Origin of the sequence: Nocardia sp. N2S4-5, from assembly GCF_044628355.1 — a bacterium.
In the GTDB taxonomy this organism is placed as follows: Bacteria; Actinomycetota; Actinomycetes; order Mycobacteriales; family Mycobacteriaceae; genus Nocardia; species Nocardia wallacei_B.
Window position 1 is genome coordinate 6,538,637 of record NZ_JBIUPM010000001.1, and the last position, 15,242, is coordinate 6,553,878.

At 69.9% G+C, this 15,242-nt stretch carries 15 protein-coding genes; 11 read left to right on the forward strand and 4 right to left on the reverse strand.

What is annotated here, in order from left to right; genetic code table 11:
- The first annotated feature begins 39 nt into the window (after nt 1-39).
- The 5 genes from ACFMRZ_RS30300 to ACFMRZ_RS30320 are packed head-to-tail and all read left to right on the forward strand — an operon-like array spanning nt 40 to nt 5,009.
- The gene (locus ACFMRZ_RS30300) at nt 40-1,356 is read left to right on the forward strand and encodes a nucleobase:cation symporter-2 family protein (RefSeq protein ID WP_400181691.1); all 1,317 of its coding nucleotides are present in this window, start codon (nt 40-42) and stop codon (nt 1,354-1,356) included.
- Complete coding sequence (locus tag ACFMRZ_RS30305) at nt 1,353-2,399, forward strand: ring-opening amidohydrolase (RefSeq protein WP_400181692.1); 1,047 nt, start codon at nt 1,353-1,355, stop codon at nt 2,397-2,399. Before ACFMRZ_RS30300 ends, ACFMRZ_RS30305 begins: the two co-directional genes overlap by 4 nt.
- Complete coding sequence (locus tag ACFMRZ_RS30310) at nt 2,396-3,694, forward strand: cytosine permease (protein WP_400181693.1); 1,299 nt, start codon at nt 2,396-2,398, stop codon at nt 3,692-3,694. The genes ACFMRZ_RS30305 and ACFMRZ_RS30310 overlap by 4 nt, the downstream gene beginning before the upstream one ends.
- Nucleotides 3,691-4,377, forward strand: a complete 687-nt coding sequence (locus tag ACFMRZ_RS30315; protein WP_400181694.1) for a cysteine hydrolase family protein — start codon at nt 3,691-3,693, stop codon at nt 4,375-4,377. Before ACFMRZ_RS30310 ends, ACFMRZ_RS30315 begins: the two co-directional genes overlap by 4 nt.
- The gene (locus tag ACFMRZ_RS30320; protein ID WP_400181695.1) at nt 4,374-5,009 is read left to right on the forward strand and encodes an alpha/beta fold hydrolase; all 636 of its coding nucleotides are present in this window, start codon (nt 4,374-4,376) and stop codon (nt 5,007-5,009) included. The genes ACFMRZ_RS30315 and ACFMRZ_RS30320 overlap by 4 nt, the downstream gene beginning before the upstream one ends.
- Before the next feature lie 36 nt (nt 5,010-5,045).
- Here the strand turns inward: ACFMRZ_RS30320 and ACFMRZ_RS30325 are convergent, their stop codons facing one another.
- Entirely contained in the window at nt 5,046-5,357 is a 312-nt protein-coding gene (locus ACFMRZ_RS30325) for a DUF3349 domain-containing protein (protein WP_280273273.1), read from the reverse strand.
- Nucleotides 5,358-5,442: 85 nt separating this feature from the next.
- Nucleotides 5,443-5,976, reverse strand: coding sequence for a hypothetical protein (locus ACFMRZ_RS30330; RefSeq protein WP_400181696.1), 534 nt, complete (start codon nt 5,974-5,976; stop codon nt 5,443-5,445).
- 301 nt (nt 5,977-6,277) lie between these two features.
- On the opposite strand from ACFMRZ_RS30330, the gene ACFMRZ_RS30335 reads away from it, so the two are divergent.
- On the forward strand, nt 6,278-7,357 hold the full coding sequence (locus tag ACFMRZ_RS30335) for a fatty acid desaturase family protein (RefSeq protein ID WP_400181697.1): 1,080 nt from the start codon (nt 6,278-6,280) through the stop codon (nt 7,355-7,357).
- Between the two features lie 14 nt (nt 7,358-7,371).
- On the opposite strand, the gene ACFMRZ_RS30340 is transcribed toward ACFMRZ_RS30335, so the two are convergent.
- Nucleotides 7,372-8,265, reverse strand: a complete 894-nt coding sequence (locus ACFMRZ_RS30340; protein ID WP_400181698.1) for a helix-turn-helix domain-containing protein — start codon at nt 8,263-8,265, stop codon at nt 7,372-7,374.
- Nucleotides 8,266-8,744: 479 nt separating this feature from the next.
- Between ACFMRZ_RS30340 and ACFMRZ_RS30345 the strand changes: the two genes are divergently transcribed.
- The 5 genes from ACFMRZ_RS30345 (at nt 8,745) to ACFMRZ_RS30365 (ending at nt 14,190) form a co-directional block, all read left to right on the forward strand.
- Nucleotides 8,745-10,229, forward strand: coding sequence for a flavin-containing monooxygenase (locus ACFMRZ_RS30345; protein WP_400181699.1), 1,485 nt, complete (start codon nt 8,745-8,747; stop codon nt 10,227-10,229).
- Nucleotides 10,230-10,388: 159 nt separating this feature from the next.
- Nucleotides 10,389-11,066 (forward strand): TetR/AcrR family transcriptional regulator, encoded by a 678-nt coding sequence (locus ACFMRZ_RS30350; RefSeq protein WP_400181700.1) that lies wholly within the window; start codon nt 10,389-10,391, stop codon nt 11,064-11,066.
- A gap of 4 nt (nt 11,067-11,070) precedes the next feature.
- Nucleotides 11,071-12,033 carry an SDR family NAD(P)-dependent oxidoreductase gene (locus ACFMRZ_RS30355; protein WP_400181701.1) on the forward strand — a complete coding sequence of 321 codons (963 nt, stop codon included), beginning with the start codon at nt 11,071-11,073 and terminating at the stop codon, nt 12,031-12,033.
- A gap of 70 nt (nt 12,034-12,103) precedes the next feature.
- Nucleotides 12,104-13,666, forward strand: coding sequence for an AMP-binding protein (locus ACFMRZ_RS30360; RefSeq protein WP_400183008.1), 1,563 nt, complete (start codon nt 12,104-12,106; stop codon nt 13,664-13,666).
- A gap of 77 nt (nt 13,667-13,743) precedes the next feature.
- Entirely contained in the window at nt 13,744-14,190 is a 447-nt protein-coding gene (locus ACFMRZ_RS30365) for a hypothetical protein (RefSeq protein WP_280274596.1), read from the forward strand.
- A gap of 18 nt (nt 14,191-14,208) precedes the next feature.
- Here the strand turns inward: ACFMRZ_RS30365 and ACFMRZ_RS30370 are convergent, their stop codons facing one another.
- Nucleotides 14,209-15,240, reverse strand: coding sequence for a glycosyltransferase (locus ACFMRZ_RS30370; RefSeq protein ID WP_400181702.1), 1,032 nt, complete (start codon nt 15,238-15,240; stop codon nt 14,209-14,211).
- Nucleotides 15,241-15,242: the final 2 nt, after the last annotated feature.

Below are 15,242 nucleotides of genomic sequence, written 5' to 3' on the forward strand. Positions count from 1 at the left end.
AAATCTCCAGTGAGATAGCTCGTCCCGCTGGAGGCCCGCATGTCCGCCGCCACTCTCGGCACCGAATCACCGCCCCGCCGCCTGTCCGCTTGGCGCACCGTTCTTTTCGGCCTGCAACACGTGCTGGTGATGTACGCCGGTTGTGTCACCGTGCCGCTCGTCTTCGGCGAAGCCCTCGGCCTCGTGAAATCGACCGTGGCCGTCCTGGTCAACGCCGATCTGCTGGTCGCCGGTGTGGTCACGGTCGTGCAGGCCGCCGGGGTGGGCCGCCTGCTCGGCGCGCGGATGCCCGTCGTGGTCGGGGCGTCGTTCACCGCGGTCACGCCGATGATCCTGATCGGCCAGGAGTACGGCCTGTCCGCGGTCTACGGCGCGATGATCGCCGCCGGTATCTTCGGTGTCCTTGTCGCGGTGCCGTTCTCGCGGCTGATCCGGTTCTTCCCGCCGGTGGTGCGGGGTGCGGCGGTGACGATGATCGGGCTGTCGCTGATCGGCAACTCGGTCACGATGATCTTCGGCGACCAGCCCGCCGGCGGTTCGCGGCTGGCCCTCGCCGCGGGCATCGTGCTGCTGATCGTGGCGCTGCTGCGTTACGGCCGGGGCCTGCTCGCACAGTCGGCGGTGCTGATCGCGCTGGTGCTCGGGACCGGCGTCGCGGCGCTGCTCTCGATGACCGATTTCGCCGGTGTCGGCGGGGCGGGCTGGTTCGGGATACCGCGGCTTTTCCTCTTCGGCGCGCCGACCTTCCCGATCGCCGGAATCATCTCGATGTGCCTGGTCATGCTGGTGATCTACACCGAGTCGACCGCCTACCTGCTGGCCGTGTCGGAGACCACCGGCGAGCAGGTCACACCGCCGCGGCTGGCTCGCGGGCTCGCCGCCGACGGACTGTCCGCGCTACTGGCCGGATTCCTGACCTCCTTCCCCGACACCGTGTTCGCGCAGAACGTCAGCCTGGTGCGGATGACCGGGGTGACCAGCCGGCGGGTCGTCGGCGTGGCCGGTGGCATCCTCATCGCGCTCGGCCTGGTGCCGAAGATGGGCGAACTCGTGGCGAGCTTGCCCGACGTGGTGATCGGCTCGGTCAGCCTCGTCATGTTCGCCACCGTCGCCGGAGTGGGTATCGCGACCCTCGCGAAGGTCGATTTCTCCGGGAGCGACAACCTGCTGATCGTGTCGCCGGCGATGGGCATCGGGATGATCCCGATCGTCTCGCCCGACGTGTACTCCGGGCTGCCGTCCGCCGCCAAGATCATCTGCGGTGGGGCCATCACCAGCACGGTCATCGTCGCCTTCGTCCTCAATCTCGTCTTCCACCATCTCGGCCCGCTGTCCCGGAGGAGCGCATCCGCATGACCCCGATAACCCTGCTCACCGTGCCCACGGCCGGTCCCGCCGATGTGTCCGCGCTGACGGCGCTCACCGCCGCCGGGCAGCGCGCCACCGACGTGGTCGGCGTCGTCGGCAAGACCGAGGGCAACGGCTGCGTCAACGACTTCAGCCGCACCCTGGCCGCCGCGGCGTGGGAACCGCTACTGCCCGAGGCCGCGGTCACCGTGTTCTCCGGCGGCACCGAGGGCGTCCTGAGCCCGCACGTCACTCTGTTCGTCCGCGACGAGACCCGGCATCCGGGATTCGATCGCGGCCTGGTTGCCGCCGCGGGCCGCACCCGCACGCTGGATCCGGCGGAGATCGGTCGGCCCGCGCAGGTCGCCGCCGTTACCGACACGGTCGGCAAGCTCGTCTCCGAACTCGGTGTCGCCGCCGCGGACGTGCACTTCGTCCTGGTGAAATGCCCGCTGCTGACCTCCGCCAAGATCGCGGCACTGCGCGCCGCCGGGCTGGAACCGGTCTGCGACGACACCTATGAATCGATGGGCCGCTCGCGTGCGGCCAGTGCCCTCGGCATCGCGGTCGCGTTGGGCGAATGCGATACCGCCACCGCCGCGGCGGCATTGTCGGGGACGGCCGAGGTGTCGTCGGCACGCGCATCGGCAAGCGCCGGAGCCGAACTCGACGACTGCCATGTCCTCGTCGTCGCCGAGAGCGCCGCGGCCGCCAACCCGCTGCGCGCGCTGCACGGCGAGATGGCCGACGCGCTCGACCTCGCGGCCGTGACCGCATTGCTCGACGAGGTCGCGCGGCGCGGCGGCACCGTGCGGCAGATCTTAGCCAAGGCCGAGGCCGACCCGTCGGGCACGGTGCGCGGTCATCGGCACACCATGCTCACCGACTCCGACATCAATGCCACTCGCCACGCCCGCGCGGCCGTCGGCGGTCTGCTCGCCGCGCTCAAGGGCGACGGCGCGATCTATGTCTCGGGCGGGGCCGAACACCAGGGTCCTCCCGGCGGCGGCAGCATCACCGTCGTATACGAGCTACCGGAGGTGCGGGGATGACCGCCACGACGATCACCGGCACGCCGGGTACGGGCATCGAGGAGTTCGAGGACGTCCCGGTGCCCGCCGAACACCGGCGCGGGTTGTTGTCCGTCTCGGCCGTGTGGTTCGGCTTCCCGATGGTGCTCACCTGCGCCCTCTTCGGCGGCCTGATCGTGCACTCGCTCGGCTTCGGGCGCGGGATGCTGGCCATCGCGACCGGCAGCCTGATCCTGATGCTCTATGTCGGCGCGCTGAGCTACCTCGCCGGTCGCACGGGCAAGAACTTCGCGCTCACCGCCGCCGAGACCTTCGGCCGCCGCGCCGCCGCGATCCCGTCCGGCTTCCTCGCGACCGTCGTGATCGGCTGGTTCGCCTTCCAGACCGGCATGGCCGGGGCGATCCTGCACGACAGTCTGGGCTGGCACGAACGACTCACCACCCTGCTCACGGGGGTCGTCTTCGTCGCGGTCACACTGCTCGGCATCCGTGCGCTATCGGTGATCGGCATGATCGCCGCGCCGTTCTATGTGGTGCTGGGTCTGGTGGCGGTCGGGCTCGCCGCCGCCGACGCGCCCGCCTCACCCACCGCCTACCAGGGCACCGGTGTGATGAGTTTCGGCGCGGCGGTCACGCTGGTGATCGCGTCCTTCGTGGACTCGGGGACGATGACCGCGGACTTCACCCGCTGGTCGCGCAGCGGTCGCGAGGGTTTTCTCGCGGCGTTCTCGGCCTTCCCGGTCGGGCAGATGATCGCGCTGGTCATCGGTGGGCTGATCGTCGCGCTAGGCGGGGCGCGGGATCCGGCCGCCGACGGCGGCGACTTCCTGGGGCTGCTCATCGATCACGGCGGCCTGCTGGTACCGCTGGCCGTGGCCTTCGTGTTCGTCAATCTCGGCTCGGTGTGCACGCACTGCCTCTACAACGGCGCGGTCGGCTGGAGCCAGCTCACTCGCGGACGGATGCGGCGGCTGACCGTCGTGCTCGGCACGGTCGGGGTGATCCTCGCGGTCGCCGGGATCTGGTCGTGGTTCGAGCAGTGGCTGAACCTGCTCGGGGTGATCGTGCCGCCGATCGGCGCGGTGGTCATCCTCGACCAACTCGTCCTGCCGCGCTTCGGCCTCGGCGCCGGGGGCCGAGTGCGGGCGCTGCGCTGGCCGCCGTTCGCCGGCTGGTTCGGCGGTTCCGCCGCCGCGCTGCTCACCCACGCCTGCGCGCCGCAGCTGTCCGATGCCGTGGTGGGCCTGCTGGCCGCCGCGGTCGTCTTCACCGCCGCGTGCGCAATGACCGCTCGAGACAAGGAGATTGGGGTATGACCCTCCCGACCGTGGCCGCGCGACCCTACGCCTGGCCGTTCGACGGCGCCGTCGACCCGGCCCGCACCGCGTTGCTGCTCATCGACTGGCAGACCGATTTCTGCGGACCCGGCGGATACGTCGATCAGATGGGCTACGACCTCGCCCTCACCCGTGCCGGGCTGACACCGACCGCGCGGGTGCTCGACGCCGCCCGCCGCCACGGCCTCACCGTGATCCACACCCGCGAAGGACATCGCCCCGACCTCGCCGATCTGCCGGCCAACAAGCGCTGGCGCTCGGCCCGGGCCGGCGCCGAGATCGGCAGCGCCGGCCCGTGCGGGCGCATCCTGGTGCGCGGCGAACCCGGCTGGGAAATCGTTCCCGAGGTGGCGCCGCTGCCGGACGAGCCGGTGATCGACAAACCCGGCAAGGGCGCGTTCTACGCCACCGACCTGGATCTCCTGCTGCGCACCCGCGGCATCACCCATCTCGTGCTGACCGGTATCACCACCGACGTCTGCGTACACACCACCCTGCGCGAGGCCAACGACCGCGGCTACGAATGCCTGCTGCTGTCCGACTGCACGGGCGCCACCGAACGCCGACACCACGAGGCGGCGCTGAGCATGGTCACCATGCAGGGCGGCATCTTCGGCGCGGTGGCGACCTCGGCGGACCTGCTCGCCGCGCTCGGCGGATGAGACGGGTCGTCCTGATCCACGGCGCGGCAACCGATTCCCGAGTCTGGGGCGCGACCGCCGCCGCGCTGTCCGGTACCGCGGAGGTGCTCGCCCCGGACCGTCCGCAGTCCGGAGATTTGGACACCGAGATCGCCTTCCTGACGCCGATGTGCGTGGGCGCGTTCGTGTTCGGCGTGAGCGGCGGAGCGACTCTCGGCCTGGAACTGGCGGCCCGCGGAGTGCCGCTGGCCGGTGCGCTGCTCCACGAACCCGCGGCGGGCTCGCTCGCCCCGGGCCTGCTCGACCATGTCGCGGCCGGGCTGGCGGCCGGCGGTGTCGAGGGATTCGGCCGCGCGCTGTACGGTCCGGCATGGCGGCCCGAGTGCACTCGCGCGTCGCGGGCTACCGTCGCCGCCGAGTTCGCCATGTTCGGCGCCTTCGAGCCCGCGCCGCTCGCCGCGCCCGAGCGCGTCGTGCTCACCGTCGGTGCGCGGTCGCCCGGCCCCCGGCACCGCGCGGTGGCCGCGCTCGCAGACTACCTGGGCACTCGCCGGCTCGTTCTGCCCGGCGTCGGGCACGCCGCGCATCTGGAGGGTGGATTGGCCGATCCCGGTTTGCTCGCGTCGGTCGACCGACGCGCCCGCAGTGCGTAACCCGTACCGCGCCTTGCGATTACCGGCTCGGCGCGCTCACGGCAGTGTGCCGGGCCAGCTGTCGTCGACCGGCCAGCCGCCCGCCAGCAGGTGCTCGCGGACGCGGGCGAGGTCGGCCTCGCGCGGCATCGCGTCGGTGATCCTGGTGATGCCGACCCCGACGTCGGCCCGATCGGCGGGGAGGGTGCCCTGCGCGACCAACTCCTCGGCCACCGCACGCACCTCGTCCTCGGTCAGGCGCCGTGCCAGCAGGGCGAGCAGCGGCACATAGTCGGTATCGGGCACGCCGTGGGGATATCCGGCGCGCAACCAGTCGACGATCTTGGTGAGCAGTGCGGAAAGTGCCATCGGTCTCCGGTCTGCGGACTGTCGGGGCTGCAGAACTGCGCGGGGATATCGTCCCCGCCCGACTTTTCGAGCGCAAACGCGGCTCTCAGGACGGGGTCGCTGGGCGCCCCGGCAACGGGTGCGCCAGATAGCCGTCGGCGAAGTACAGCATCGATCCACACCGGTCGCACCGGTAGGCGTGCTGCTTCTCGACCTGCTGGCCCAGTTCACTGGGGTGATCGGTGAGGAACCCGGCGTGGCCGGTGACGAACCCGAGCACGCCGATATACGTGCGCGGCCGGGCACACCACGGGCAGGTCAGATCGATCGATTCGCGGTGCCGCTGGATCTCGGCCGCGCGCAAGGCCGTTCGCTGTTCGGCTTGGTCGATGTAGTAGGTGGCCGCGGCCGGTGTCAGCTGTTCCGGCGCGCTCCACGGACCTTCGTAGACGTCGTCCACGGCGGTCCGCAGGTGCGCGAACTCCGCCTCCGAGCGCCGCACCACACGCGTTCCCCGGATCCCGCCGCCGACCCGATAGGTGATCTCCGCCCGCGAGACGCCCGGCGGTAATCCGGTGCGCAACAGTACGCGTTTGGGATCCTGTGCATCCGGCTTGAACTCGTTCCCCCGACCCGCCACCTCGGCAGGATACCGCGCCGAAGGAAACGGAAGCGGGGGTGAAAGACGTTCCGCCACCCCGTCCGGCTCCGGGCCCGCCGCCGCGAGCCGGGCGCACTGTGCGACGATGGCGGCACGGGCGGCGGGTCGCCGATCCGACGTTCGTTCACTCGGCGGACATGTTGTCGCGGGATCATGGGGCCCTGACGGGTGCGCCGCGATCGCAGTTTGCCGCCGGTGACGGGAAGTCCGGCAACCGGAAAGAGGTCGCCGGACATGGCATCGTGTACCGGGAACAACGACAGTCGGAGCGGAGCTGGCCGTGCGTAGCTATGAGGTTTTGCGGGGCAGCGACTACGCGGTGTTGTCGCGGCGGGTACGTGAGGCCGGGTTGCTGGAGCGCCGGTTGCGGTACTACGGCTGGAAGAGTGCGATCACGGGCGCGGCGTGGATCGGCGGATGGGCGGCGTTCGTACTCGTCGGCGACTCGTGGTGGCAGCTCCCGGTGGCCGTCTGGCTGGCGGCGGTGTTCGCGCAGCTCGCCTTCCTGGGGCACGACGCCGGGCACCGGCAGATCTTCCGGACGCGGCGGGCCAATCACCTCTTCGGCCTGATCGCCGGCAATCTCGCCATCGGCGTCAGCATCGGCTGGTGGACCAGCAACCACAACCGTCACCACGCCCACCCCAACACCGAGGGCGCCGACCCGGACGTCATGGGTGTGCTGGCGCACTCGCACGACCGGGCGGGGACCGCGCGGGGATTGCGGCGGTGGGTCTTCCGCTATCAGGCGTGGCTGTTCTTCCCGATGTTGTTGCTGGAGGCCGGAAGTCTGCACTTCGCGAGCGCGCGTGCGGTGGCGCGATGGCCCATTTCGCACCGTCGCTGGGAAGGCGCGCTGCTGGCCGCCCACGCCGTCGGCTACCTCGCCGTGGTGTTCGCGGTGCTGCCGCCGGGCAAGGCGCTGGTGTTCATCGCCGTGCAGCAGATGCTGTTCGGGTTCTACATGGGTTGCACCTTCGCCCCCAACCACAAGGGCATGGAGGTGCTGACGGCGGACGAGGCCACCGACTTCCTGCGCCGGCAGGTGCTGACCTCTCGCAACGTGCGCGGGAGCCGGCTCATCAATACCGCGATGGGCGGCCTGAACTATCAGATCGAGCACCATCTGTTCCCGTCCATGCCGCGCCCGAACCTGCGCCACGCCCAGCCGTTGGTCGTGGAGTTCTGCCGCGAGCGCGGCGTGTCCTACAGCGAGACCGGACTACTGGACTCCTACGCACAGGCACTGCGCCACCTGCACGCCGTCGGCGACCCGATCCGACGGCCCGCGGCGGCCGAACCGCTGCCCGTGGTCGACGAACGGCCCAGGGACACAAGCGAAGTCGTCGAAGTGCACTGACGGCGCGGAGCCGCTCACAATCGAGCGGCGGCGTCCACCATCATCTGCCGCGAGACCTCCGGCGGCTCGGCCTGCACGCTCAGGCGGTCCATGACCAGGCGGTAGATCTCCAGATCGCGCAGGCGATCCAGGTAGAGCGCACTGGTCAGTTGTTCGATGTAGACCAGGTCGGGGAGTTCGGGTTCGGCGAAGCGCAGCATGGTGAACGAACTGCCCGCGGCCGCATGGCCGCCCGCGGCGTACGGCAGCACCTGGATCGTCACGTTCAACCGATCCGACATCTCGACCAGATGCTCCAACTGCCCGCGCAGCACGTCGTTGCCGCCGATCGGCCGGTGCAGCACCGTCTCGTCCAGCACCGCCCACAGCGTCGGGCCGCCCTCCCGGTCGAGGATCTTCTGCCGGTGGCGGCGCAGCTCGACGCGCCGGTTGGCCTCGTCCTCCTGGTGCCCGAGCGCGACCACGGCGCGGGTGTAGGCCTCGGTCTGCAGCAGGCCCGGAACCAGTTGCGCCTCAAAGGTTCTGATGGAGTGCGCGGCGTGCTCGAGGCCGATGTAGGTCTCGAACCATTGCGGTAGCAGGTCGCTGTAGCGGTGCCACCAGCCCGGCTGGTTGGCCTTGCGCACCAGGTCCAGGAACGCCTCGCGATCCTGCGGATCGGTGACGCGATACAGCGTCAGCAGGTCGCGGATGTCGCGTTCCTTGAAGCCGGTGCGGCCCAGTTCGAGACGGCTGATCTTGGCGTGCGAGCCGCGAATGTGCTCGCCCGCGGCCTCACGGGTGATCTCGCACTGCTCGCGCAGCTTGCGCAACTGCCCGCCGACGGCGATCCGCAGCGCCGTCGGACCACGCTCGGCGACAAGCGAATCCACGCTGCCGATCCGAGATTGAACCGGTTCTGCGACCATGACCTCTACTCCGATGCTCGACGATCACCAGCGGTGCCCAAAGACCGCCGATCACACCGCGTCGAAGGAACATAATACCCTTCCGGCGGCCGTAGGCCAGACTTCCGTACCGGCCGGAATCTCTTGGCCGACTGACCTTGCCGTCCTCGCTGGTCTCCCGGGTAATGCCGGGCAGCGCTGGGCATTCGTCCACCTCCGCGCCCTGCGGCACGCATGGGGCCTGCCGCCGGGGCGGTCTCGGGAAGTTGCGCGGCCGACGGTGGGCGGCGCGATTTTCGCGCGCGATTCAGGTGTCCGGTGATTCCCTCTCGCGGTGATTGCCAGCCGTGTGCCTGCCCGACTCGAGCAGGTGCTTGCTCGACAGTTGCCGATGGCCGAAAACCCCTGTGTTGACGTCACGTTTATCGATTTGAAGGCCCCGGACAGTAAGGTTGCCAATCGATTACTGGATGTCTTCGCGCATGGAGGTGGTAACGAGATTGCACTACTCAGTGGTGATCATCGGGTCGGGATTCGGCGGTATCGGCATGGGGGCCGCGCTGCGGCGGGCCGGGATCGACGACTTCGTCATCCTCGAGGGCGGGCCCGGACTGGGCGGGGTGTGGCGGGACAACACCTATCCCGGTTGTAGCTGTGACGTTCCGGCACATCTGTATTCGTTTTCCTTCGCCCCGTATCGCAGTACCCGCACCAGATATCCGGATCAGCGCCACACCCTGGACTATCTCCGGAAGGTGGTCGACGAACAGGGCTTGGCGGCGCACCTGCGGCCGCACTCGGCGGTCACCGAGGCGAGCTATCTCGAGCCCGCCGCCTGCTGGGCGCTGGTGACCGCCAACGGAACTCGCCTCACCGCCGACGTCGTCGTCTTCGCCGTCGGTCAGCTCCACCGCCCGAGCGTGCCGGTGTTCCCCGGCCACAGCGACTTCGCGGGCGCGTCGTGCCACACCGCGCAGTGGGATCACGACATCGATTTCGACGGCCGGGACGTGGCGGTGGTCGGCACGGGTTCCAGCGCGGCGCAGGTGCTGCCGATACTGCGGGCCTCTGCCCGCAAAGTCACTGTGTTCCAACGCTCTCCGCATTGGATTCTCCCCAAACCCGGCCGGGAGTTCGGGCTGCTCGCCCGGATCGCCCTGCGGCTGCCCGGCGGGCATCGTGCCTATCGCCGGTTGCTGTGGCAGGCCGCGGATTCGCTGCTGTCGCCGATCATGCGGGAGGGCTGGTCGGCTCGGCCCGCGAGGTGGCTCGCGCACACCTACCTGCGCCGATCTGTCGCGGATCCAGCGTTGCGCGCGCGGCTGACACCTGACTATCCGATCGGCGCCAAGCGGATCCTGTTCGACAGCAATTTCCTTCGGGCACTGAGCGAACCGAACGTCGAGCTGGTCACCGCGCCGATCGCGCGCCTGACCCGGGACGGGCTCGACACCGTCGACGGTGCGCGCCATCGCGCCGATGTCATCGTGTACGCGACGGGCTTCCGGGCGTCCGAATTCCTCGCGCCGATCTTGGTGCGCGGACGCGGCGGGCGGCTGTTGCACGACCAATGGCGTTCGGGCGCTTCGGCATTCATGGGCCTGGCGGTGCCCGGCTTCCCGAACGCGTTCCTCATCGCCGGGCCCAACTCGTTCAATCCGGCGGGCAGCAACCCGGGCATGAAGGAACTGCAGATCGACTACATCATGAAGTGCCTGCGATGGCGAGACGAAACCGGCGCCGCCGCAATCGAAGTGAGCGCCGACGCGATGGCCGCCTACGAGCTGTGGATGCGGAACGCGCTGTGCCGGACCGTCTGGGCGTCCGCCGGTTCGAGCTGGTACAAGCATGAGAGCGGGGCCGTCACCAATCCGTGGCCGGCCTCGGCCCGCACCTACGCCCGCATGCTGCGGCATGCCCCGGCGCGGTCGTTCACGGCGATCGCGAAGGCCGTCGGAGATGCCAGCGAGGACATCCCCGCGTAGCCGGACGGCACCGCTCGCGGCGCCGCTGGGAATCCGGCGGCGCCCCAGCGGTTGTCGGGGGCCTGCCGAGAATTTGAAGCATATTCAAACTCTGCCTTGACCCGCCCGCGCCCCCGCACTACCGTCAGACTTTGAATCTGATTCAAGAACTGGGGTGCGATGGTCGGCAATCGGCGGGGTGAGGCTTCCCGGGCCGCGCTGTTGGAGGCGGGACGGACGGCGTTCAGCGAGCAGCGGTACGAGGATGTGTCCATCGTGGATCTGGCCCGCTCCATCGGGGTCGCCGCGGGATCGATCAGTTACCACTTCGGCGGCAAGCGGGGCTTCTATCTGGCGGTGCTCGAGCAGGCGGCCGAGGAGTTCTGGAGCGATCTGGTGTCCATGCGCGGTCCCGCGCTGGACCGGCTGCACCGCGGTGTGGACCAGCTCCTCGACCGCGCCCAGCATCAGACCAGCGGATTCGAGGCCCTGATCGCCGACGTGGCGGACGCGGAGGTGCGCAGCATTCGCGACCGGCATCGGCAACGGGTCGCGGAGGCGCTGGCCGTGGAGATCACCGGCGGCGACACCAGCGCGGTGCTGCGCGCGGCGATCAACGGCTACCTGTCCTTCATCGAGGGCGTGGTGCTGCACTGGGTGCACAGCGAGGAGATCTCGCGCGAGCAGGTGCGAGATCTGATCGTGGCCAACCTCTTCGGCACCGTCATCAGCGCGCTGCGCTCGGATCCTGAGATCCGACTGACCCAGCGGGTGCTGGACGCGGCGATACCCGATGCGCAGTCGCTGTCGTCTCTGCTCGACCTCCCGCAGCTGACCCGTTCCGACAATGTGGAGTAGTTCGATGTCGATGCCCTTTCCTTCCGGCCCTTCGCGGTGGGTGTCGCACCCGATCGCCCGCGCGGCGGCCTTCCTGATCGGCCCGCGGGGACTGCGCGACCGCGCGGAGTTGCGTGCCGAGGTCGCGGGCAAGGTCGTCGTCGTCACCGGCGCGTCCTACGGCCTCGGCGAGGCGACCGCGAGATTGTTCGCGCGGGCCGGGGCGCGGGTGGTGCTGGCGGCGCGGTCTATGGACCGGTTGCGCGCACTCGCCGACGAGATCACCGCCGAGGGCGGGCAGGCGTTCGCCTATCCGCTCGACCTGACCAGCGAGCAGTCGGTGTCGGAGTTCGCCGCCTCGGTGCTGTTCGATTTCGGCGAGGTCGACTACCTGATCCACAACGCGGGCAAGTCGCTGCGGCGATCGATTCACCTGTCCTACGACCGGCCCAAGGACATCACCGCCACCGCGGGGGCGAACTATGTCGGCCCGATGCGGCTGACGCTGGCGCTGCTGCCCGCCATGCGCGCTCGCGGCCGTGGGCACATCGTGAACGTGTCGACGGTCGGCATCATGTTCCCGGTCGTGCCGAAGTGGGGCTTCTATCTGTCGTCGAAGGCGGCGTTCGACTGGTGGCTGCGGGCGGTGGGGATGGAGGCGCGCGCGGACGGCGTCACCCTGACCACGTTCTATGCCGGGCTGATGCACACCCGGATGAGCGCGCCGAGCCGCTGGATGCGGATGCTGCCGGGACAGACACCCGCCGACGCCGCACGGGTGATCGCCCGCGCGGTGGTGCACAAGCCGCGCACCCTGACACCGATCTACGGCCATCCGTCGGCGATTCTCGTTCCGCTGCTGCGTGTTCCGAACGAATTACTGCTCGGCTTCGTCTACCGCTTCCTCGGCGACACACAGGCGTCGCTCGCGCGGGTGCGATCGCCGAAGGCCCCGGCGACGACGGAGGTGCGGTCCGGTGTGCGCTGACTTCGGCCGCGGTGTGCGGCAGTGGGCCGCGGCGGTACCGGCGATCGCGACGTCGGGCCTACTGACCCCGATGGCGCCACCGGCCTTGGCGGCGCTGGCGCGGGACTTCCGCCGGTTCGGCCCGACTCCGGCGATGTTGTTGGCGGCCAGCGCGATTCGGTTTCCCGAGCGGGTCGCGGTGATCGATGAGCGCGGTGAACTGACCTATCGGCAGTTGCAGCGGCGCGCCGAGGCGATCGCGGCGGCACTGTTCGCCCGGTCGCCCGCCGCGCCGCGGTCGGTGGGCATCGTCTGCCGCAATCATCGCGGGTTCGTCGAGGCGATGAGCGCGGGCGCCCAACTGGGCGCGGAACTGATCTTCGTCAATACCGAACTGCCGCCGCCGCAACTGGCGGCGATCCTGCGCCGCCACGACCCCGACATCCTGATCTACGACGACGAATACGCGGCGGCCGTCGAGGAATCCGGCTACTCGGGCCTGCGGGTACTTGCCTGGCACGAGCCTGGCTCCACTACGCGCCTGCCGACATTGGACGACCTTGCCGCGCAACGTAACCCGGCACCGCCGCCGGTGCGGCGGGCGGTGCGGCTGACGCTGCTGACCTCCGGCACCACGGGGTTGTCCAAGGGCGTTCCGCGGGCCGTGAAACCGCAGGCGATCGCGCTGCTGACCGCGACCGCCATGGCCCTGCTGCGGCTGCGTTCCTCCGATCGGGTGCTGGTGGCGCCGCCGTTCTTCCACGGCTTCGGACTGCTCGCGCTGCTCGGGCCGCTGGCGCTCGGGGGCACCGCGATCTGCCGCCGCCGCTTCGACGCGCGGCTGGCCCTCGACGACATCGCCCGGTATCGGGTCACGGTGCTGATGGCGGTTCCGGTCATGCTGCAACGACTGCTGGCCGTCCCCGGACTCGCGCGATCCGCCCCGAGTCGCGCGGCGTTGCGGAGCATCGTCACCGGTGCCGCGCCGATTTCCGCCGGCACCGTCTCGGGTGTGCTCGAGGCGTTCGGTCCCATCCTGATCAACGGGTACGGGTCCACCGAGGCGGGCCTGGTCACCATCGCGGGCCCGGCCGACCTGGTGGCCGCGCCGAATACGGCGGGCCGTCCGGCGCTGGGCGTGTCGGTGCGCATCCTGCGCGCGGACCGCACGGTCGCACCGGTCGGGGAGACCGGCATGATCTTCGTCCGCACCGCGCTGGAGTACACCGGCTACACCCCGGACGCCACCGTCCGGGCAAGGGCCAAGGAGGTCGTCGACGGCCACGTCAACACGGGGGACATGGGGCGCCTCGACGCGCGGGGCCTGCTCTACATCGACGGCCGCTCCGACGACATGATCGTCTCCGGCGGGGAGAACGTGTTCCCCGGCGAGGTCGAGGAGCGTCTCACCGCGCATCCCGGCATTGCCGACGCCGTGGTCATCGGTGTTCCCGACGCCGAGTTCGGGCAGGTCCTGCATGCCTTCGTCGTTGTCGCCCCCGATGCCGCGGCGCCGTCCGACGACGATCTCCGGCAATACGTCCGGGACGGTCTCGAGCGCTACAAGGTGCCCAAGCGGTTCGTCGTGCTCGACGAGATTCCGCGCAACGCCAGCGGCAAGGTCCTGCGTTCCCGGCTTCGCGCCGCATCCTGACCCGCGCCGCCGGGCACCGATGAGATTCGCCGACTCGTGGCGTCGATACGAGTGATCCAGCGGAGAGGAGCAGCTCGATGAACCAGTCCACGAACGACTCGGCACGCAAGCGCCTGGAGGTTCTCGTCGGAGAATGGACCATGCAGGCCGGACCGCCCGACGGTCCGCCGTGGCCGGGTTCGGGCCGCGTCACCTTCGACTGGCTCAGGGGCACACCGCTGCTCGTGCAGCGGTGGCACATCGACATGCCCGAGGCGCCCGACGGCGTCGCGGTCATCGGCTGCGACGGCATGAGCGGCGCCTACTACCAGCTCTACACCGACGATCGGGACGTGCAGCGCATCTACGAGATGGGCCTGTCGGACAGCATCTGGACACTGCGCCGCGACGGCGAGCCCTTCGCGCAGCGATTCACCGGCAGATTCTCCGACGACGGCAAGACGATCCAGGGCCGCTGGGAACTGGCCGAGGACGGCCGGACCTGGCAGACGGACTTCGATCTGACCTACACGAAGGTCGGGTAGCCCGACAGTTGTTTCGCGTTACGGGTTCCGTGTCAGCCGTCTGGCCTGTTGCTGGGTGGACAGCAGCGCGAGTGTCGATTCGGCGCCTTGGTTCTCGTTGCGGCCGGTGGGTTCCAGTCCGTCGGAACAGCCGTTGCTGTCCGGGTCGAGCAGCGGGGTGTCGATGTCGTTCGCGCCGCGGAACCAGGCCTCGCACAGCATGACCGCGTCCTTCCAGCGCTGGTCGCCGGTGTCGTGATAGGCCCGGGCGCAGGCGTCGGCCAGCGTCGCGACCTCGATGGGCTGCTGGTCGAAGCCGGGTCGGTCCTCCCCGACCGCCCAGCCGTCGACCGGGGTGACGGAGAGGTGGTCGCCGGTGGTCTCGGTCTCGAGCAGCCAGCGCAACATCGCCAATCCGTCGGCGTGGGTGCGTTCCCGGCCGGGTAGCGAGCCGACCGCGAGCAACGCCTCGGCCAGTACGGCGTTGGCGTACTGCAGTCGCGGCTCGGGCCATCGCCAATCGAGCCGACGGGTCGGAGCCCCGATCAGCGCCGCGGCGTCGACCAATAGGTTACGGGCGCAATGGTTTTCCGGATATTTTCGCAGCACCTCGACCGCGCCCAGGGCGCCGAACGCCATCGCGCGCGCGGACTCCGGCCGCTGCTCGGCGGCGATCATGAAGTGCGCCAGCGCGGTTTCCGCCAAGTCGGGCCTGCGGGCGACGACGGCGCCGAGCGCCCACAGCGCGCGGCCCCAGTGATCGTCGAGGCTGGGCTCGTCCTGCCAGCACCGGTCCGGCCCGCGTCGATTGTGGCAGCGCCCGTCCGGGGTGAGCGCATCGATCACGAAGTCGAAGTACACCCTGGTGAGGTCGAGCAGCTCCGGGGTGGGCTCGGTTTCGCGGACCGTGACCAGGAGGCCGCGTGCCACGTCGTCGACGCAGTAGCCGTTGTCGACCCGTGGCTCGGTGAGCCGCGCGTGCTCGAAGATCCCGCACTCGTCGCTCAACCGGAACAGGTGTGCGTAGGAAATGGTGTCCGTACTCGGAGGTCTGTCGGTTCGAACCGGCACAC